Here is a 19,627-nt window from a genome sequence, read left to right as displayed (position 1 = left end):
TCAACTTAAGATCGAATTTTAATATGAAAAATATTTGTGAACCAATCATTGATAGTTGGTCTGCTGACCGGATTGGAATTATAAATTCGGAGTGCATACAATTGTTAAAAGAATTAATAAAAACCCCTTCCTTTAGTCAAGAAGAAGAAGATACGGCCAAAGTTCTGTCTTCTTTTTTTTCAAGACACGGAATGGAGTTTAACCGCATTGGAAATAACCTATGGTTGTACAACCTCTATTACCAGAAAGATAAACCTACTATATTGCTGAATTCGCATCATGACACTGTCAGGCCCAACCACGGATATGGTCGTGATCCCTTCGAACCAAAAGTAGAAAATGGAAGAATCTTCGGGCTGGGATCTAACGATGCCGGTGGTAGCCTTGTTTCCTTGATAGGTGCATTCCGTTATTTCTACTCAAGAAACGATTTACCGTTTAATTTATGCCTTGCAGCGACCGCCGAGGAAGAAATATCCGGTACTGGAGGACTAGCGATGGTGCTTCCTCAAGTTGAGGATATTTCTGTTGCTATTGTGGGGGAACCCACCATGATGCAGATGGCAATAGCTGAAAAGGGAAACATGACATTGGAATTTATCTGCTATGGCAAAGCTGAACATGCTGCACGTAATGAAGGCAGCAATGCGATAATAATGGCCATTTCAGGAATCCAAAATATCGGATCCTGCCAATTCCAGCTCGATAAGACTTTTGATGATGTAATAAAACTAACGATAACTGAGATCCATGCCGGTATTCAATCCAATGTAATACCTGACGAGTGTAGATTTACTGTCGATGTACGAATTACCCCCAATTATACGCCTGAAGAAATTATGGATATCTTAAGGGAAAAAGTAAGTGGATCGATAAAACTAATCGGAAATCCTATGCGGGCCTCCTCAATCAGTGAAGAACACCCGCTTATACATGCAGGAAAGACTCTCGGCTGGTCAACTTATATTTCTCCTACCTGTTCCGACAGAGGTTGGCTGAAAGTACCTTCTTTAAAGCTAGGCCCGGGGGACTCATCCAGATCCCATACAGCAGATGAATTTATATTCTTAGAAGAAATAGGACAGGGACTGAACGGATACATTGAACTATTGGAAAGACTTTCACAAGGTTGGGGCACCAATTGCATTAAATAAATATATGATATGGAAACTGACAGTATAATTGTGCGTACAGCTACAGTAGCTGATCTCAAATATGCTATTGAAATTTCCGATGAAACTAAATCATCGGCCAGGGCACGCGGAACAGGAATAGGAACACGAACTCCGCAATCAATCTGCAATAAAATACTTGAAGGCAATGCAGTCATCGCAGTAACAGAGAGCGGAGAGTGGGTCGGTTACATTTATCTGGAAGTCTATGCCCAAGGAGAATTTATTTCCCACTGCGGACTTATAGTCTCCCCGTTATGGCGACGGAAAGGTATTGCAACCCTTATTAAAAGGCAGATATTTGAACTTTCAAAAATGAAATATCCGCATGCAAAGATTTTTGGCATCACTACTTCGCTAGCCACAATGAAAATAAATGCAAAACTAGGTTTACTGCCTGTTACTTTTTCAGAAATAACCCAAGACGCAAATTTCTGGAACAAGTGTCAGAGCTGTGTGAATTATGCTGATCTTAAGAAAAAGGAATTTAAAATCTGCTATTGTACTGCAATGCTTTTTGACCCGGCTACAATGCAGAACAGTTTTCTTACTATAACAAATAAATCATATGAATATTGAACATGCAATATCGGAAATTATCCTAATGGTTCCCGAATTGAAAAAAGAGATGAAAAAGGTTGGAACTGAAAAGAATGCATTTGTGGTTATCGGGATCTTTACAAAGCACATAAAGTATTTCGTTGAAAATAAATTCAGTGAAAGATATAGTAAATCGCTTTCTCTGATGAACATCATCCATAAAAAAGGCGATTCCTGTCTTCGGAATGCCGTGGAGCAGATATTCATTTATTCTTTGGATCTATTGCTGTTTTCCTGCGATACGAGCGAAAAAAAATCATTTATTAAAGGGATACCAAAAGACTTATATATGGTCTATATCCATCAGATCTCCCGCTCCGCGCTATAATTAATAGAAGCTGATCCTTATCTTATAGATCCTACCAGCTTAAGATCCTTTTTGTCTATCAAAATGAGAATATATCTCTCATTTTGATAGACTTTTTTTTGTAAAAAAACAAAAGCTGAAAGGGTTGGCGCTAGACACCAGCGCTTTAAGATTAGAATAAATTTTTGGACTCTTTTTTGATAAAGTTAGTTCAAAGTACTATTGAGTTGACTAGCTCAACATTAAAAAAACGCAGATTTTAAACAAATAATTAACAGCGGTTTATTGGCTTATTAATAGGGTTATTACATTATGAACATACTTATCATCGATGATGAAGACAAGTTGAGGAATTTACTGTCAAAGATCATAGGATTTGAAGGATTTGAAGTATTCCAGGCTTCGAACATCAAGAAAGGGTTAAAACAATTGGAACTGGAAGATGTAGATGTCGTTATATGCGATGTGAAGCTTCCTGATGGCAATGGGATAGAAACAGTGAAAATTATTAAGAGCAAATATCCTGCTATTGAGATCATTCTTTTAACAGCTTTCGGTAACATTAAGGACAGTGTAAATGCAATCAAAAATGGCGCATTCGATTATATTACGAAAGGAAATGATAATGACAGGATTATCCCACTATTATACAAGGCTGGCGAAAAGGCTGCCCTAAACAAGAGGGTTCTAAACCTCGAGAGACAACTTGGGAATAAACATTCCTTCGATAAAATCATTGGTACATCCGTAGCGATCAAGCGTGCAATTGAAATGGCAAAAAAAGTTGCCCCAGCGGAAACCACCGTATTATTGACCGGAGAAACAGGTACAGGAAAGGAGGTTTTCGCACAGGCTATACATCAGGCAAGTAAACGTGCCAGCTATAACTTTGTCGCAATCAACTGTGCTGCTTTTAGTAAAGAGTTATTGGAAAATGAACTTTTTGGACATAAAACCGGCGCTTTTACGGGAGCGAACAAAGATCAGAAAGGATTGTTTGAAGAGGCCCATAATGGAACGATTTTTTTGGATGAAATTGGAGAGATGGCAATTGATCTCCAATCCAAAATATTGCGTGTTCTGGAAACCGGTGAATTTATACGCGTTGGAGACACAAAGTCTGTAAAGGTCAATGTCCGAATCATTGCGGCAACAAATCGTCTGCTGGAGAACGAAATTGAAATTGGAAACTTTAGGGACGATCTATTTTACCGTCTATCTGTTTTCTCTATCCAATTACCTCCCTTACGGGAGCGTCCAACGGATATCAAGCTGCTATCGGAATATTATGTTGCTTTATTTGGCATAAAGTCCGATAAAACAAACCTAAGATTAACAGATGAATATCTTAATTTTTTGATGAAAAATCCATGGAAAGGTAATATCCGTGAATTAAAAAATGTCATTGAAAGGAGTGTGATACTTGCGGAAGATAACGAACTGACGGTTGAAACCCTTCCAATTGACTTGAGGTACCGAGAATCTAACATGGCTAATTTTTCTACATTTTCCATGGCGAGTGTAGAAAAAAAACAAATCCAGAAGGTGTTAAACTTTACCAAAGGAAACAAAACCGAAGCGGCCAGACTTTTGGAGATCGGGGTAGCGACACTTTACCGAAAAATAGAACAATATAAAATTTCATAAATCAATGGCATGGCTTTAAATTATATTTATAAAAATGAAATATGTACATGGATAGATGTTGAATCTCCAGATTCTAATGAACTAAAGGTTCTAATGGACCAATATGGCATAGAAAAATTGTTACTGGACGACAGCATGGAGCCAAATCACCTCCCTAAATTTGAGGAACATGGCAACCTGAAATTTTTTCTTACCCGGGAGTATATCGAAACCGAACGGGAAAACCTAAATACCATTAGTGATATCAGTACCAAATTAAGTATTTTTATTGTCGATCATTTTATAATAACAGTCCATCGTACTCCCAATCAGAGCATATATGCATGCAAGAACGAAATTATATGCGGGGATGAAATGATTACGCCACAAAAAATAGCGCTGAACCTTGCCCTAAAAGTCATGAAATCTTATGATGACCAGAACAAAAAGTTAATCGATAAAATGGACGAGCTTGAAAATGAAATATTTTTAAACAATCTAAAATCTTCCTACCTGATCAGACGGCTATATACGTTAAAGCGGAAAGCCGCATTGAGCGCCAGACTTTTGGGAATATCAGGTGTATGGATACGCGCATTTAGCAAGCTTCAGCTCAATGAAGGACAGATAACAGATCTGTATGATAAACATAAGGATGTCATCGCTGACTTTGATCATCTCAATGGCCAAGCATCCAATTTAATTGCTATGTATATGGCTTTTTCCGACCAAAAGGCAAATCAGGTCATGAAACTTCTGGCAATTTATTCGGTTTACTTTCTCCCGATAACATTCCTTGCAGGAATATATGGAATGAATCTCGAACATATGCCAGAACTTGCCCAGCAGAACGGTTATTATATCGTTTTAGCAGCGATGGCAATTATAGTTATAATTACCTTTTTTTATTTCAGAAAAAAAAGATGGTGATCTGCCTTCTAAGATGCGATCTCATTGATTTAAGCATAACCTATTTTTAGATTTTATTATTACTCTGTCTACTTAACACATAATATCCCAATAAACCTCCAATAATTGATGCGGTAAAAATTCCAATTTTGGCCTGTGTTACGTACTCTTCGTTTGAGAAAGCCAATGAGGTAACAAAAAGTGACATAGTAAATCCTATTGAGGCCAATAATCCCAGTCCAAACAGGTTATAGATATTCATGCCTTTTGGAAATGGAGCAACCTTTAGTTTAACAAAAAGATATGTAAAACCGACAACTCCGACAACTTTACCGATCAAAAGCCCCAAAGCCACACCTAGTGCGACATTAGTACTGAATAAATGTTCCATATCTATTGCCAGTGAAACACCTGCATTCGATAACGCAAAAATTGGAATGATTACGAATGTAACCATTGGATGCATAGCATGCTCCAATCTCTGCAATGGTGGAGTAGCGGCAATGGTACTGGACTGTACTTGCTCTAAAATATGTAATTGTTCATTTGTTAATGTGGGCTTGCCATTATCAGGATCTATACGCTTAAACTTCTCCAGAAGACGCTGAATATTGTTACTGAATATTCGCTCGTTGATTTTGACATCGGCAGGTATTGTAAATGCAGCAAGTACTGCGGCAATAGTCGCATGTACGCCGGACAATAAAAATGTTGTCCACACGCCACCTATCCCTAGGACAGCATAAAAAATAATCGACCTGACGCCCAGTTTATTTCCCATATACATGGCCAACAGTACTAATGCACCGATCCCTAAATGAAGCGTTGATATTTCGGAAGTATAAAAAAATGCGATGACCAGAACTGCTCCAAGATCGTCGACAATAGCCAGGGCTGTAAGAAAAACCTTTAAGTTTAGAGGAATACGATCTCCCAATAAATATAAAACGCCCAATGCAAAGGCTATATCCGTAGCCATAGGAATTCCCCAGCCGCTATGGACATCTCCTGAAGAATTAAATAAAAGATAGATCAGTGCCGGAATGGCCATACCCCCCAGTGCCGCGGCAATTGGCAACATGGCTTTACGTGGATTGGACAGTTCTCCGCCGACAATTTCGCGCTTCAGTTCCAATCCCACAACAAAGAAGAATACGGACATCAAACCGTCGTTAATCCAATGGTGCAGGTTATATTCAAAATACGTTTTACCATCCCACTGCAGTCCGAATGTATGCTCCAAAATATGATGATATTCTGTAGCCAATGGAGAATTTGCCAAAATTAAGGCTATGGCTACACTGACTCCAAGTACTATGCCACCGGACTTTTGCTGACGGATAAAACTTTGTATTGGTGATACGATTTTTTCGATAGGTGATTTCTTTTGTTGATACATCATTTTCAGTTAATATTTACATTCATTGTAGATAGCTGTGAGAGAATAAACAATGCTGTGAGAATTACTAAGTTATAAAACTTATGTAATAACCGCCAATAAATTTCCAATTGCTGGTCTGAATAGAATATGGTTCTCAACCCCCAAAAAAATCACATAACTATCGTTTTGATAATCCATCTATCAAAATGATAGGGTTTTTGAATATATTTTTTCGCATAAATATATGTAAATATCTTAAAATCAAAATGTTGTATTATTTTTTATTTTATTGGAATACAATTTGGCATAGTGGGAATAAAGAATTCGATAAAATGAGAAAATCAAATGTTAAATGGAAACAGAGGCAGGAACCGCCCTCATTTCCAAAATGGCTAAAATCTTATCACCTTTTGCTTGCAGCAATGATTGTGATGCTGATTTTCGGAGCAGTAATGAAACATTTAAGTACAGTATAAAAAAATAAAAGAGATGATTACAATAGTATTGACCCTAGCGGGAATAGCCTGCTTTCTTTTATTCATCAAGTCGATAGACTTTTTTGAAAAAATTTAAAAATGAACACAAAAATCATAAACACTATTCGCCAATGGGCGCCCGAAACTGCGGGACTCATTCCTGACTTGGATAATCTTGATGATAAAATCGCTGATTATCTCTTGCTTCATAAACTCGCAGAAGTCTGTGTGCAAAAATTAAAAACCGGTCAGGAAAATGATATAGACAGTGTCAGAGAAATTGCGAAGGTGATCAACCTTCTTTACAAGGGTGGTAACCAATATACAAAAAACGCGATCGAGAATGAGTTTCTGACAGCGTTGTCATTGGAAGAAAGCCCGGGTAGCTTAAAATTGCATATGGAATTGTTACCCCTTGAGTTGAGAAAGGAATATATAAAAACAATTTTAGAAAATTGATAGCCTTTAAAGGCTTGAAGTTTATTTATCTATGAACGAAATAAATGAAATATCTGCTGGTCATTATCTTGCCAGGCACTATGGGGAAATAAGGGAGGAAATAGATACGCTGTCTTCCCGTAAAAATTTTGCCGGAATATTTCAGGCAATCGTAAACCATTTCAATTATTTGGTTTCAGCTGGGCAGCTGGAAAAAATAAGTATGCGACTAAAATACATTGCCTGGCTATACAAAAAAGGTGACGATCATGTCCGTAATATTATTGAGAACCTTTTTGTACGCTCTTTCCGTGGGATGAAACGGAGATGTACGACAGAGCAGTGGATTTATATGTACCAAAATATCCCAAAAAATCTTAAACAGATCTATTTGCTGCAAAACAGCACATATATCAAATAAAAAGTATTTATATGACAGCATTATTTTTAATAGCAATAGGTGTGTTTATCTATATCTGCTATGTACTATTAAAACCAGAGAAATTTTAAATCACTGCTCCTGATAGACTAACTGTAATCAGGAAGCTTAGAAAATATATTTAAACAATAATATTATAATGAACACAGAAATTTTAGGAATTATCGTCATGTTTTTCGTTTCGGTGCTGCTTGCGATACCGTTCGGTAAATACATTGCGAAAGTCTACGGTGGTGAAAGAACACTGCTGGATCCAATATTTAATCCAATAGAGCGGATATTTTATAAGATAGCTGGTATCAATCCGCAGACAGAAATGAACTGGAAAGAGCAGATGGTAGCCATGGTTATGATCAATATGATCTGGTTTTTGTTCGGTATGATTATTTTGATGACACAGGGGAGCCTGCCATTAAATCCCGACAATAATCCGAGTATGTCGGCAGACTTAGCTTTCAACACGGTCATATCCTTCGTTGTCAACTGTAACCTACAGCATTACTCGGGAGAAACCGGGCTGAGTTATCTGGGACAGTATTGGCTGATGTTCCTCCAATTTGTAAGTGCAGGAACCGGTTTGGCCGCGGCAGTAACTGTATTCAGAGCGTTTCGGGATCGCACAGCGAGCACATTGGGTAATTTTTATAACTATTTTGTGAAGTCCTGCACACGTATTCTACTTCCACTCTCGTTTGTGGTCGCCATCATCTTAGCTTTTGATGGCACACCGATGACTTTTGAAGGAAAAGATACGATAACGACATTGCAAGGTGATACGGTGGCTGTTTCAAGAGGTCCGGCAGCGGCATTTGTAGCAATCAAACATATTGGAACAAACGGTGGTGGATTTTTCGGCGTAAATTCGGCCCATCCATTTGAAAATCCGTCTTATCTATCGAATATGGTTGAGATGATCGCTCAATTGATCGTTCCACTGGCAATGATATTCGCCCTTGGAATATTTATCAAGCGGAAAAAATTTGCGTGGATGATTTTTGGGGTGATGACAGTGGGTTTTCTGATGCTGACCATTCCAAATATTATGATGGAAGCTAAAGGCAATCCGGCAATTGCTGCCATGGGGATTGATAATTCATTGGGTGCAATGGAGGGTAAGGAAGTACGTCTGGGTGCAGCATCTTCAGGGTTTTGGAGTATAGTGACAACTGTGATCTCGACAGGCTCTGTCAATGCCATGCACGACAGTACCATGCCACTGTCTGGAATGAATGAATTACTTGCAATGATGATCAATGCATTTTATGGCGGATGTGGAGTCGGTATCCTCAACTTCTTTATTTTCATTATTCTAGCTGTATTCATAAGCGGTCTAATGGTCGGCCGTACGCCAGAATTCCTTGGGAAAAAAGTGGAGGCCAGGGAAATGAAGATTGCTATGATCATTGCGCTGTTACATCCATTTCTGATCCTTGTGGGAACAGCACTGGCTGCGGCACTGCCCGGATACACCGCTGCATCATTGAACAATCCGGGCTTTCATGGCTTTAGCGAAATGCTGTATGAATATACTTCCTCTGCCGCAAACAACGGTAGTGGCTTTGAAGGATTGGGTGACAATACAGTCTGGTGGAATATCAGCACGGGTTTTGTTTTGATCCTTTCCCGCTTCCTTCCGATTATTGGACCAGTTGCTATAGCGGGGCTATTGGCCGAAAAGAAATTTATTCCGGAGGGCGACGGAACATTGAAAACAGATACAGCAACATTTGGGCTTATGGTATTCGCTGTAATCGCTATTGTGGCCGCATTATCATTCTTTCCTGCACTTGCACTTGGTCCAATTGCGGAGTACTTTTCACTTTATTAAACATTGATTAACGAAAATTAGAGATGAACAAAAATACATCATTGTTTCAACGGGATATGGTTCAGGAGGCACTGAAACAGTCTTTTGTGAAACTCAATCCGAAAACGATGTTCCGTAATCCGGTCATGTTTACCGTATGGATCGGAACATTGGTTATGCTCATTGTCAGTTTATGGACATTGTCAGGGGCACAGGGTCAGGGAAGTTTTGGGTATAACTTTGCCGTATTCGTCATATTATTACTTACACTGTTGTTTGCCAACTTTGCCGAAGCTATTGCTGAGGCAAGGGGAAAAGCGCAGGCGGATAGCCTGCGCAAAACAAGAGAAGAAACTCCGGCCAAACTTAAAAATGGACAGACAGTATCTTCTGCACATTTGAAAAAAGGCGATGTTTTTGTCTGTGAGGCTGGTGATGTCATTCCTTCGGATGGCGAAATTATTGAGGGACTTGCCACCATCGATGAAAGTGCGATTACTGGAGAATCTGCTCCGGTCATTCGGGAAGCAGGCGGAGATAAAAGTTCTGTTACCGGAGGCACCAAGGTACTTTCAGACAGAATCGTTGTACAGGTCACCACGCAACCCGGAGAAAGCTTCCTGGATAAAATGATTGCGCTAGTGGAAGGTGCCTCCAGACAAAAAACACCGAATGAAATAGCTCTGACTATATTATTGGCAGGTTTTACATTGGTGTTTATCATTGTCTGTGTGACATTGAAACCCTTTGCCGATCATGCGAATGTAGGTATCACGATTGCTTCCTTTATTTCTTTGTTCGTATGTCTGATACCCACAACGATCGGCGGCCTTTTATCAGCTATCGGCATTGCGGGAATGGACAGGGCTTTGCGGGCAAATGTGATTACAAAAAGTGGGAAGGCTGTGGAAACCGCTGGTGATATCGATGTTTTATTGCTGGACAAAACCGGTACGATCACAATCGGTAACCGCAAGGCTACCCATTTCCACCCAGCATACGGTATAGACGAGCAAAAATTAATAAAAGCAGCTGTATTGAGCTCTATGTCTGATGAAACTCCGGAAGGTAAATCTATCATAGAACTTTCCGGTGTAAATCCTATGAGCTATGAGGTGAAAAGTCCCGAATTCATCAAGTTTACGGCTGAGACAAGAAGTTCAGGTATAGACTATGAAAATACACGTATCCGAAAAGGTGCAACTGATGCGATTAAAAATCTTGTTACAAGAGCTGGCAATAGTTTCCCGCAAGAGGTTGAAGAAAGAGTCAAAGCAATCTCCCAAAATGGGGGAACACCGTTAGTGGTTTCTGAAAATGAGGTGGCTCTTGGTGTTATCGAATTGCAGGATGTGATCAAGCCGGGGATTCATGAACGTTTTGAGCGTTTGCGCAAAATGGGTATAAAAACTGTGATGGTTACAGGGGATAACCCTTTGACAGCAAAATTCATTGCCGATAAGGCCGGTGTTGATGATTTTATCGCTGAAGCGAAACCCGAAGATAAAATGAACTACATCAAAAAAGAGCAATCTGAAGGACGACTGGTGGCTATGATGGGGGATGGAACTAATGATGCACCGGCATTAGCACAGGCTGACGTAGGGGTAGCTATGAATTCGGGTACTCAAGCTGCGAAAGAGGCCGGAAATATGGTGGATCTGGACAACGATCCAACGAAACTTATCGAAGTAGTTGAGATCGGAAAACAGCTATTGATGACACGGGGTACATTAACAACCTTTAGTATCGCTAATGATGTTGCCAAATATTTTGCAATTATTCCGGCCTTGTTTATTACAGCCATCCCGGCACTGCAGGGATTGAATATTATGAAGCTGCACAGTCCAGAGAGTGCAATCCTTTCAGCTGTCATTTTCAATGCAATCATAATTCCGTTGCTTATACCGCTGGCACTTAAGGGAGTTGCCTACAAGCCTATAGGGGCCAGCGCATTGTTGCGCAGAAACCTATTGATCTACGGTTTAGGTGGAATACTCGTTCCTTTTCTCGGAATTAAATTAATTGATATGCTAATTGCTGTATTTTTTTAATAAACTATATGACAATAGGTTAGGTGTTTCACCATTACATTTTCGGTGATGATTTAACCCAAAAAAATAAAAAACATGAAAAAGCACATTTTGCCCGCCATAAAATTGACTATTGTAATGATCATTTTCTTTACAATAATATACCCACTGGCAGTGTGGGGGATAGCACAGATGTCACCCAACTCCGGAAAAGGGGAAATTACAGAATACAATGGGAAAAAATACTATGCAAACATAGGCCAAACCTTTAACGCGGACGAGTACTTCTGGTCTAGACCTTCGGCAGTGGACTATAATGCATCCGGTTCGGGCGGCAGTAATAAGGGATCTTCAAATGAAGAATATCTGAATTTGGTACAAGCACGCATCGATACATTTTTAGTCCACAATCCCGGAATAAGTAAATCAGAAATACCCGTAGATCTGGTTACTGCAAGTGGGAGTGGACTAGATCCGAATATATCAGTTCAATCGGCCAAGATCCAGACAAAACGTATTGCGGTGGTAAGAGGATTTGGAGAACAGAAAATAAATCAACTGATCGAGGAAAATATTGAAGATCCATTATGGGGTATTTTTGGACCACAGAAGGTTAATGTACTTAAACTTAATATCGCACTTGATAAATTAGATCGATAATATTCTGGACTTTGCTCCTATTGATACGATGTTTCAATAGGAGCTTATAAAATCAAAACGCAAAGACATCGCGCAAATAATCAACTCCGTTTTTAAGAATAAAAATCGGAGTAAGTATTCCTTTTGGCGATTAACATACAAACAATTTAAAGATGAATAAATATTTATTGCTCTCAGCATGTTTAATGGGAGCGACAGGAAGTCTATTTGCCCAAGAAAACGTTAAAAATCCGCTGACGATTAGCGGTTATGCAGAAGTTTACTATCAACATGATTTTGGCAATCCAAAAAATAACAGCAGGCCGGGATTTGTATACAGCCACAACCGGAATAACGAAGTAAGCTTAAATTTAGGTCTGATAAAAGCTGCTTATGAAACCGAAAGAACCAGAGCCAATCTTGGCTTTGGAGTAGGTTCCTATATGAACTCCAATTATGCTGCTGAACCTGGGGTCTTAAAAAACATTTATGAAGCAAATGTCGGTATAAAACTGTCGAAAGGACAAAATCTATGGTTGGATGCAGGTATACTTCCTTCCCATATAGGTTTCGAGAGTGCTATCGGTGCTGATTGCTATACCTTGACCAGAAGTATGATGGCTGATAACTCCCCTTATTTTGAAACCGGAGCGAGACTGTCCTATGGTACTTCTAACGGAAAATGGAATATGTCTGTACTGATACTGAACGGATGGCAGCGGGTTCAGCGCGTTGATGGAAACAGTACTCCCGCTTTTGGGCATCAATTGACATTCCGCCCGTCTGAAAAAGTAACCTTGAACAGCAGTTCGTTTATCGGAAATGATTTCCCTGATAGTGAACGTAAGATGCGATATTTTCATAATTTATATGGACAGTTCCAGTTGAGTGATAAATTTGCCTTTGTTGCAGGGTTCGATATCGGCTTTCAACAGAAAGCCAAAGGGAGTGGTAGCTACAACAGATGGTATACGCCTGCAATCATTGCTAAATATACTCCAAGCTCAAAAGTGAGTATTGCTGCACGAGGAGAATATTATCAGGATAAAAACGGTGTAATTATTTCATCTGGCACGGATAATGGCTTTCAAACTTTCGGAGCTTCACTGAATGTGGACTATCAGGTTCTTCCGAATTTTGTATGGCGTACAGAAGTAAAAAATTTAAATAGTAAAGATGCTATATTTAATGATCGTAATGACATATTGAAGAAAAATAATTCATTGGCTGTAACATCATTGGCGATACGTTTTTAATTATCCCTATATATTTTAATCCCTCCCCTTAGCGTATTGTCTAAGGGGAATTTGTAAGTTTATAATATAAATAAATATGGACGAAAGAAAAAGTGCGGAGCATTTTTTGAATCTGATCCAGAAATCCCGGAGAGGAAAATTCAAACTTTATATCGGAATGAGTGCAGGAGTTGGCAAAACATATCGTATGCTCCAGGAAGCTCATGCATTATTGAGAAGTGGTATTGACGTTAAATTAGGATACATAGAGACACATTATCGCCCTGAGACACACACGCTACTTGCCGGATTACCTCTGATATCCAGGCGAAGGTTGTTCTATAAAGGTAAAGAGTTGGAGGAGATGGATTTACAGGCAATTCTAAACCTAAGGCCTGAGGTTGTTATAATAGATGAACTTGCCCATACAAATATCGAGGGGAGCAAAAATGAAAAGAGATGGCAGGATGTATTAGATATATTGGATGCAGGAATAAACGTGATCAGTGCCGTTAACATTCAGCATATCGAGAGCCTTAATGAAGAAGTTCGCGAAATAACAGGAATTGAAGTTCATGAACGTATTCCCGACAGTATTGTCGCCCAGGCTGATGAGGTGGTAAACATTGATCTGACTGCAGACGAACTGATCAATAGACTCAAAGAGGGAAAAATATATGACAGTTCCAAAATAGCTTCAGCTCTCAACAACTTTTTTAAGAACGAGCATATTCTGCAGCTTAGGGAATTAGCGTTAAAAGAGGTTGCATCTCAGGTGCAGAGAAAAGTCGAGACGGAGGTCGTTCTTAATCGAAATGTTAAGAAGGAACGTTTTTTGGCCTGCATAAGCTCTAATGAGCATACAGCAAGAAACATTATCAGGAAGACTGCCCGTTTGGCAAATTATTATAATAGCAAATGGTATGTTATGTATGTGCAGCTCCCTAAAGAGAGTGTCGATAGGATTGCATTGGACAAACAACGTCATCTTATAAACAATTTCAAACTCGCTACTGAACTTGGGGCGGAGATCATAAAGGTAAAGGCTAAAAATGCTACTAAAGCCATTATAAAAGAATGTGAGGACCGTATGATAACAACAGTCTGTATTGGTAAGCCCCATATAAACTTAATCAAGATCATTCTGGCAACGGATACCTTTAACACACTTTTGAATAAATTATCTCAGGAAAACATAGATCTTGTAATACTATCCTAACATGAAAACTAAAGCAAAATTAAGATTTGGAGTTGGTCTGTTATTTATTTTGATCGTTGCACTTGCAGCGATCAGCGGTTGGTATGTAAATCTACTAAAAAAAGATACCAATAATATCCTTGTTGCAAATTACAACACGCTATTGTATTCCCGTAACATGCTGCTATCACTTGAACATATCAGTAGCGACCAAAAGGCCATTGATTCCTTTCAACATGAACTCAATTTACAGACTCGGAATACAACAGAAGCCGGTGAGATCGAGACGACGAATTTAATTGTTAAACATTTTGAGCTCTTAAAAAAACAGCCTCAAAATGTTCAATTAGCCTCACTGATAAGAAAAGATATTGCTCAATTAATGCGTCTTAACATGGATGCAATAAACCGAAAAAGCAACATCGCTGACCATACAGCTGAAAGGGCTATATTAATAATCTCTTTTACAGGTGGATTATGTTTCTTGATTGCAGTTATTCTTCTTGTCAATCTACCATCAAATATCGCTGATCCAATACGTGAACTAACAGAAAGCATAAAAGAGATCGCTGCCCAAAACTATTCAAAGCGCGTAAATTTTGGAGGGCACGGAGAATTCGGAGATCTCGCAAGGTCCTTTAATACCATGGCAGAAAAACTGGAGGAATATTCTGACAGTAAACTCGACAAGATACTTAAAGGTAAAAAAAGGATTGAAACATTGATCGATAATATGCATGATGCTGTAATCGGTATTGATGAAAACAGGAAGATTCTGTTCGCAAACGATGAAGCCCTAAAAATTTCCGGTTTACATAGAATAGATTGCATTGGAAAGCCTATTCAGGATATCGCGGTAACCAATGATCTTATTCGTAATATTATCAAAGATATTTTTCTCTCTGGAACAAAAACCACGAAAACAGAGCAACTGAAGATTTATGCGGATGGAAAAGAGAGTTATTTTGAAAAAGAAGTAATAGACATCAATATTGTTCCAACCGGGGAGACGGAAAGTAAATTTATTGGGCAGGTAATCCTTTTACGCAATATAACTCCTTTCAAAGAACTTGATCTTGCAAAAACAAATTTTATGGGTACAGTATCACATGAATTCAAAACTCCAATCTCATCAATTCAGATGGGAGTTCAACTGCTGGAAAACGAAAAGGTTGGTCAGCTAAATATTGAGCAGAGAGAGTTGATAAATGGTATTAAAGATGATACAGCGAGGCTCCTGAAAATAACTGGAGAACTATTGAACATTACCCAGGTTGAAAGTGGAACAATCCAGATCAAATTAATGCCTTCACCGATTGCTCCTATCATTGAATATGCTGTAAACGCTAATAAATCAGCGGCAGAAAATAAAAATATTTCAATTGAAATTGAAAATGCGGTAAATATCCAAAACGTTCTCACGGATAGTGAAAAGACTGCCTGGGTACTTACTAATCTGATTTCAAATGGTATTCGTTATTCATATGAGAATTCTACTATTTATATAAAAATCGATAAGGAAGCTAACCAAGTTAGATTTTCAGTTACAGACAGTGGTCAAGGAATACAGCCACAATATTTAAAAAAGATTTTTGAAAGATATTTCAGAATTCCAGGGACTAAAAAGGAGGGCACAGGACTGGGGCTTAGTATCAGTAAAGAATTTATTGAGGCTCAGGGAGGAACCATATGGGTTGAAAGTGACTATGGTTCAGGAAGCTCGTTTTATTTTACACTTAACCTCGATAATAAAATAATAAATGAAATTATATGATAAATTGTGATCCGGCGCAGATATTAGAAATAAAACCTTACAAATCTCCGGAACCAATCTAGTTGACAGAACAAGTTATGGATACAATTGGAGCTAACAATAGCGCATTGATTATTGAATTGTGAAGAGATTTAATCTTTGTATATTGATATCGGATAAGTGTGATCATATCATTACTTCTCTCGTAAAAAATGTAAATTTCGTACGATTTCCGATATCTATTCCGTATAACCACTTCTAGGTGCATAAAAAATAATACAAACCCCAATCAATGCAATCAATGCTCCTAGAATATCGTAGCGGTCGGGCTTGAAATCATCAACTTTCCATGCCCACAAGATGGAGAGAACAATAAAAATCCCGCCATAGGTGGCATAGGTGCGGGCAAAGTTGGCTATCTGTAAAGTAGCTACCACTCCATAAAGAGCAAGTAATACCGCGCCTAGAATGCCAAACCAAATAGATTTATCTTCTTTCAGCCACAGCCATACTAAGTAGCCTCCTCCTATCTCGCAAATCCCCGCAAGTAGAAAAATTGATAATGATTTCAAAACTGCCATAAATTATTCATTTAAACTATTGGAAAATAAAAATATAAATTCTTTTGGTCATTCTGTTTCATTACATACCATATTAATGTTTTTCCACCCATTTTTTTAGATTAAAATAGTATTTTAAATCTAATATCCAATATGATAAATCATTCAATACTAGTTAGACAAAGAGTAGAGCTTATATAAATATTATTGGGTACTAGTACTAATATGGATGTTACGCTTTGGAAATTACGTTTAGATAAAGGCGTCAATGGAGGCATTCTCAAAGTCAATATAACTTGGATTTTTGTTACTATTTTCTTATTTTTAAAGTATAAAGCACTTGCAGCTAAAACGTATGTCAAGCCAGTGAGTTATTCGGTGAGTAGGAAAATGGACGGTTTGTAAATTGCTGATAAATAGATTAATGCAAGTAGGGTTCGATTCCCCTACGGGCTACAAAAGATAAAAACCTGCAAATATTTTGCAGGTTTTATAGTTTATAAGAGTACCAAAATATTCAATTATTCTCATAAAAAAAGTGAGTAATTCGGTGAGTAACTTTTTAGAAGATAATTACTGACTGGAATCAATAAGCACTCTGGTAATCAAATCCATATATTGGACATCTTGACTTCATTTTACGGCATATCAGGCATGTTGATCATGCCTTTATAGTGGGCTAGGAATTTTACTTGCAATCTACGGCAAATTGCTCTGCCGTAACCACTGCTAAATACATCAAGAATTTTAGAAAGATCATGAATCTCTGCCTGGCACACCGTTGAATAAAAATCGCCTGATCCAGAAAATCGGCGACAAAAAGACACTCCCTCGCGATGCTCGGGGCAGTCTTTTTGCTTTTCAATCAGTGCAACCCCTTTGACAAAATTCACCGAAACACAAACCCTCTTTCTTCATTTTATCAAACTGATTGCGATCATGTGGCGAGGGATATTCAATATCCCGTTTGTTAATCCTATTAAACTTGATGTGGCCTGTAGATGAATTGATGAGCGAATCGTTTAATATGGATGAGGTATTAAAAGTGAGTGTTGCTTTCCGCAACAGCGGTTTACTAGCAAAATGGTCCTTGAAACTATATTATTGTAAAGACCCCGCAATGATGCGGGGCTTGTAAGATGGAACTCCTATGATCTAGGTTCCCATAATTGAATCTTATTACCCTCCGGATCAACGATATGAACGAATTTCCCGTAATCATACGTGGCGATATCGTCAAGGATGGTGACCCCTTGTGATTTGAGTTCCTCAACAAGGGTTTCCAGGTTGTCAACCCGGTAATTGATCATAAAGTCTTTTTCCGATGGATGGAAATAATCAGAACTTTCCGGAAAGGGATTCCATTGAGTGATGCCTTCCTTCCCTGAATCTTTTTCCAGCCATTCGAAACTGGTGCCGTAAGGTGTGGTATCAAAGCCCAAGTGCGCTTTATACCATTCATTAACCGCTTTGGAGTCCTTGCATTTGAAGAAAATTCCACCGATGCCTGTCACTTTTTTCATAATTCTATTTATTTATGTTTATTCTATCTATAAATGGTTGGAGAGCCTTACATCCTTAATTTCCTTATCGGAATGCAGAACTCCAGTTCAAAATGTTCCCAGTTGCAGAGTTGTTCTTTGTTTTTGAATATCTCCAATGCGTGAAGATGCTCGCACTCTGAGGCAATAATCCTTAGTTTGTTTTCTGAGAATCGCAGCAACCTGGCTGCCTTCTCCATTCTGATCCTATTTGTGAAGTTTTTGACGGTTTCACCTGTTACGGATTTAAATAAACGATGAAAGTGGAATGGCGAGAAGCAGGCAATTGCAGCCAACTCCTCAAGAGATAAGTTGTGATCAAGGTTACTATTGATATGGTCAATTACCTTGTTAATACGTTTTTTATACAGTTCAGTTGAAGATGGCATTCTTTAATAACATGATTTTAAATAGCTGGTCAGGCTCAACACTTTTTTACGCTCAGAATTGGAAATTACCTCCTCATACAAAAATATGATACCGATAACCAATGATGCGACCATAACAGAACACTTTTAAGTTGTCATCTAAATTTACGAAATTTCCTCTACGCTACCATGAAAAAGAAATCCGCTCTATTTTTCGGGATTTCCTGGCTTAATCGCTATTATTCAATTCGATATTGATCTGCTTTTCATTTCCAAAGCTGTCCGACGAATAGTAATTTCTACAAACTATTTGTAAGACTATTGGTTATATCTAGATATAAAAAAATAGTTTTTATGATTGGAATAGTAGGTGGATTGGGCCCTTATGGAGGTCTAGATATTGCAAAGAAAATTATAGATGAAACGGCGGCAAGATCCGATCAGGAACACTTGCCGCTCTTGTTATTCTCATGTCCAAATTTGATCCCTGACCGAACGGCGTATTTATTGGATAAATCCAATGTTAATCCAGGTAAGGCTATTGCTGCAATTTTAAGACAACTTGAAACGGCTGGAGCGACGATAGCCGCGATTCCATCCAATACAGCACATGCAGAGCCTATTTTTTCCGTCGTTCAAGATGAAATGGCGCGTGTGGGAAGTGGGTTGAAACTCTTGCATATCGTTCATGAAACGGTTCGGTTTGTAGTGGAAAACTATCCCGACACAACAGTAGGCATTTTATCTACCGCTGGAGAGCAGATCTGCAGTTTATATCGGGAAGCTTTTATTCGAAAAGGTTTCGTTTTTGTTGAGCCAGAAGGAACACAACAAGAGAAGGTAAATAATGCAATCTATGATGAAGACTATGGAATAAAGGCCCAGCCGGTACCGATCGCGAATAAAGCGAGAGAAGATCTATTGTTGGTTATGGACGACCTGAAAAAGAAAGGCGCACAGGTCATTATTTTGGGTTGTGCAGAGTTGCCTTTTGCTATTCCCGAACGGGATCACAATGGGATGATTCTCATAGACCCGAATAGAATTCTCGCTCGTGCACTTGTTCATTCGTTTGCTCCGGATAAGCTAAAACCATTGTAGTGATCTCTTTTTACAAATTGTCATATTGTCAACGTAAATTACTG

20 protein-coding genes are annotated in these 19,627 nt (G+C 38.6%); 16 read left to right on the top strand and 4 right to left on the bottom strand.

Annotated elements, in window-relative coordinates; genetic code table 11:
* Positions 1–23 precede the first annotated feature (23 nt).
* The 5 genes from B3H30_RS13435 (at position 24) to B3H30_RS13415 (ending at position 4,635) form a co-directional block, all read left to right on the top strand.
* Complete coding sequence (locus tag B3H30_RS13435) at positions 24–1,154, top strand: M20/M25/M40 family metallo-hydrolase (RefSeq protein WP_286834407.1); 1,131 nt, start codon at positions 24–26, stop codon at positions 1,152–1,154.
* 9 nt (positions 1,155–1,163) lie between these two features.
* Positions 1,164–1,751, top strand: a complete 588-nt coding sequence (locus tag B3H30_RS13430) for a GNAT family N-acetyltransferase (RefSeq protein ID WP_286834405.1) — start codon at positions 1,164–1,166, stop codon at positions 1,749–1,751.
* Positions 1,741–2,100, top strand: a complete 360-nt coding sequence (locus tag B3H30_RS13425) for a DUF7674 family protein (RefSeq protein ID WP_286834402.1) — start codon at positions 1,741–1,743, stop codon at positions 2,098–2,100. The genes B3H30_RS13430 and B3H30_RS13425 overlap by 11 nt, the downstream gene beginning before the upstream one ends.
* Positions 2,101–2,391: 291 nt before the next feature.
* Complete coding sequence (locus B3H30_RS13420) at positions 2,392–3,726, top strand: sigma-54-dependent transcriptional regulator (RefSeq protein ID WP_286834401.1); 1,335 nt, start codon at positions 2,392–2,394, stop codon at positions 3,724–3,726.
* Between the two features lie 9 nt (positions 3,727–3,735).
* On the top strand, positions 3,736–4,635 hold the full coding sequence (locus B3H30_RS13415) for a CorA family divalent cation transporter (protein WP_286834398.1): 900 nt from the start codon (positions 3,736–3,738) through the stop codon (positions 4,633–4,635).
* A gap of 46 nt (positions 4,636–4,681) precedes the next feature.
* Here B3H30_RS13415 and nhaA read toward each other — a convergent pair whose 3' ends face one another.
* Entirely contained in the window at positions 4,682–6,016 is a 1,335-nt protein-coding gene (gene nhaA, locus B3H30_RS13410) for a Na+/H+ antiporter NhaA (protein ID WP_286834396.1), read from the bottom strand.
* Between the two features lie 554 nt (positions 6,017–6,570).
* Between nhaA and B3H30_RS13405 the strand changes: the two genes are divergently transcribed.
* The 9 genes from B3H30_RS13405 (at position 6,571) to B3H30_RS13370 (ending at position 16,034) form a co-directional block, all read left to right on the top strand.
* Positions 6,571–6,930, top strand: coding sequence for a DUF7674 family protein (locus tag B3H30_RS13405; RefSeq protein ID WP_286834393.1), 360 nt, complete (start codon positions 6,571–6,573; stop codon positions 6,928–6,930).
* A 31-nt stretch (positions 6,931–6,961) separates the two neighbouring features.
* Positions 6,962–7,330 (top strand): DUF7674 family protein, encoded by a 369-nt coding sequence (locus B3H30_RS13400; RefSeq protein WP_286834391.1) that lies wholly within the window; start codon positions 6,962–6,964, stop codon positions 7,328–7,330.
* A gap of 11 nt (positions 7,331–7,341) precedes the next feature.
* The gene (gene kdpF, locus B3H30_RS24880; RefSeq protein ID WP_369012353.1) at positions 7,342–7,419 is read left to right on the top strand and encodes a K(+)-transporting ATPase subunit F; all 78 of its coding nucleotides are present in this window, start codon (positions 7,342–7,344) and stop codon (positions 7,417–7,419) included.
* A gap of 68 nt (positions 7,420–7,487) precedes the next feature.
* Positions 7,488–9,176, top strand: a complete 1,689-nt coding sequence (gene kdpA / locus B3H30_RS13395; RefSeq protein WP_286834388.1) for a potassium-transporting ATPase subunit KdpA — start codon at positions 7,488–7,490, stop codon at positions 9,174–9,176.
* Positions 9,177–9,199: 23 nt separating this feature from the next.
* Entirely contained in the window at positions 9,200–11,209 is a 2,010-nt protein-coding gene (gene kdpB / locus B3H30_RS13390) for a potassium-transporting ATPase subunit KdpB (protein ID WP_286834386.1), read from the top strand.
* 75 nt (positions 11,210–11,284) lie between these two features.
* Positions 11,285–11,848 carry a K(+)-transporting ATPase subunit C gene (locus B3H30_RS13385; protein WP_286834383.1) on the top strand — a complete coding sequence of 188 codons (564 nt, stop codon included), beginning with the start codon at positions 11,285–11,287 and terminating at the stop codon, positions 11,846–11,848.
* A 152-nt stretch (positions 11,849–12,000) separates the two neighbouring features.
* Positions 12,001–13,083, top strand: a complete 1,083-nt coding sequence (locus tag B3H30_RS13380) for a porin (protein WP_286834381.1) — start codon at positions 12,001–12,003, stop codon at positions 13,081–13,083.
* A gap of 76 nt (positions 13,084–13,159) precedes the next feature.
* Positions 13,160–14,281, top strand: a complete 1,122-nt coding sequence (locus tag B3H30_RS13375; protein WP_286834378.1) for a sensor protein KdpD — start codon at positions 13,160–13,162, stop codon at positions 14,279–14,281.
* A 1-nt stretch (position 14,282) separates the two neighbouring features.
* Positions 14,283–16,034, top strand: a complete 1,752-nt coding sequence (locus B3H30_RS13370; protein WP_286834376.1) for a sensor histidine kinase — start codon at positions 14,283–14,285, stop codon at positions 16,032–16,034.
* A gap of 218 nt (positions 16,035–16,252) precedes the next feature.
* Here B3H30_RS13370 and B3H30_RS13365 read toward each other — a convergent pair whose 3' ends face one another.
* Positions 16,253–16,594, bottom strand: coding sequence for a YnfA family protein (locus tag B3H30_RS13365; protein WP_286834373.1), 342 nt, complete (start codon positions 16,592–16,594; stop codon positions 16,253–16,255).
* A 967-nt stretch (positions 16,595–17,561) separates the two neighbouring features.
* Between B3H30_RS13365 and B3H30_RS13360 the strand changes: the two genes are divergently transcribed.
* Positions 17,562–17,711 carry a hypothetical protein gene (locus B3H30_RS13360; RefSeq protein ID WP_286834371.1) on the top strand — a complete coding sequence of 50 codons (150 nt, stop codon included), beginning with the start codon at positions 17,562–17,564 and terminating at the stop codon, positions 17,709–17,711.
* 10 nt (positions 17,712–17,721) lie between these two features.
* Here B3H30_RS13360 and B3H30_RS13355 read toward each other — a convergent pair whose 3' ends face one another.
* Both B3H30_RS13355 and B3H30_RS24875 read right to left on the bottom strand, forming a co-directional pair.
* Entirely contained in the window at positions 17,722–18,096 is a 375-nt protein-coding gene (locus B3H30_RS13355; protein WP_145328231.1) for a VOC family protein, read from the bottom strand.
* Positions 18,097–18,143: 47 nt separating this feature from the next.
* Positions 18,144–18,503: an AraC family transcriptional regulator gene (locus tag B3H30_RS24875; RefSeq protein WP_312357516.1), complete on the bottom strand. Its 360-nt coding sequence runs from the start codon at positions 18,501–18,503 to the stop codon at positions 18,144–18,146.
* A gap of 333 nt (positions 18,504–18,836) precedes the next feature.
* Between B3H30_RS24875 and B3H30_RS13350 the strand changes: the two genes are divergently transcribed.
* Positions 18,837–19,583 (top strand): aspartate/glutamate racemase family protein, encoded by a 747-nt coding sequence (locus B3H30_RS13350; protein ID WP_145328229.1) that lies wholly within the window; start codon positions 18,837–18,839, stop codon positions 19,581–19,583.
* Positions 19,584–19,627: the final 44 nt, after the last annotated feature.

It is taken from the genome of Sphingobacterium sp. UBA7038 (assembly GCF_002494055.1).
GTDB classification, from domain to species: domain Bacteria; phylum Bacteroidota; class Bacteroidia; order Sphingobacteriales; family Sphingobacteriaceae; genus Sphingobacterium; species Sphingobacterium multivorum.
The sequence above is the reverse complement of the archived record's forward strand: the minus strand, read 5'-3'. Positions and strand labels throughout refer to the sequence as shown.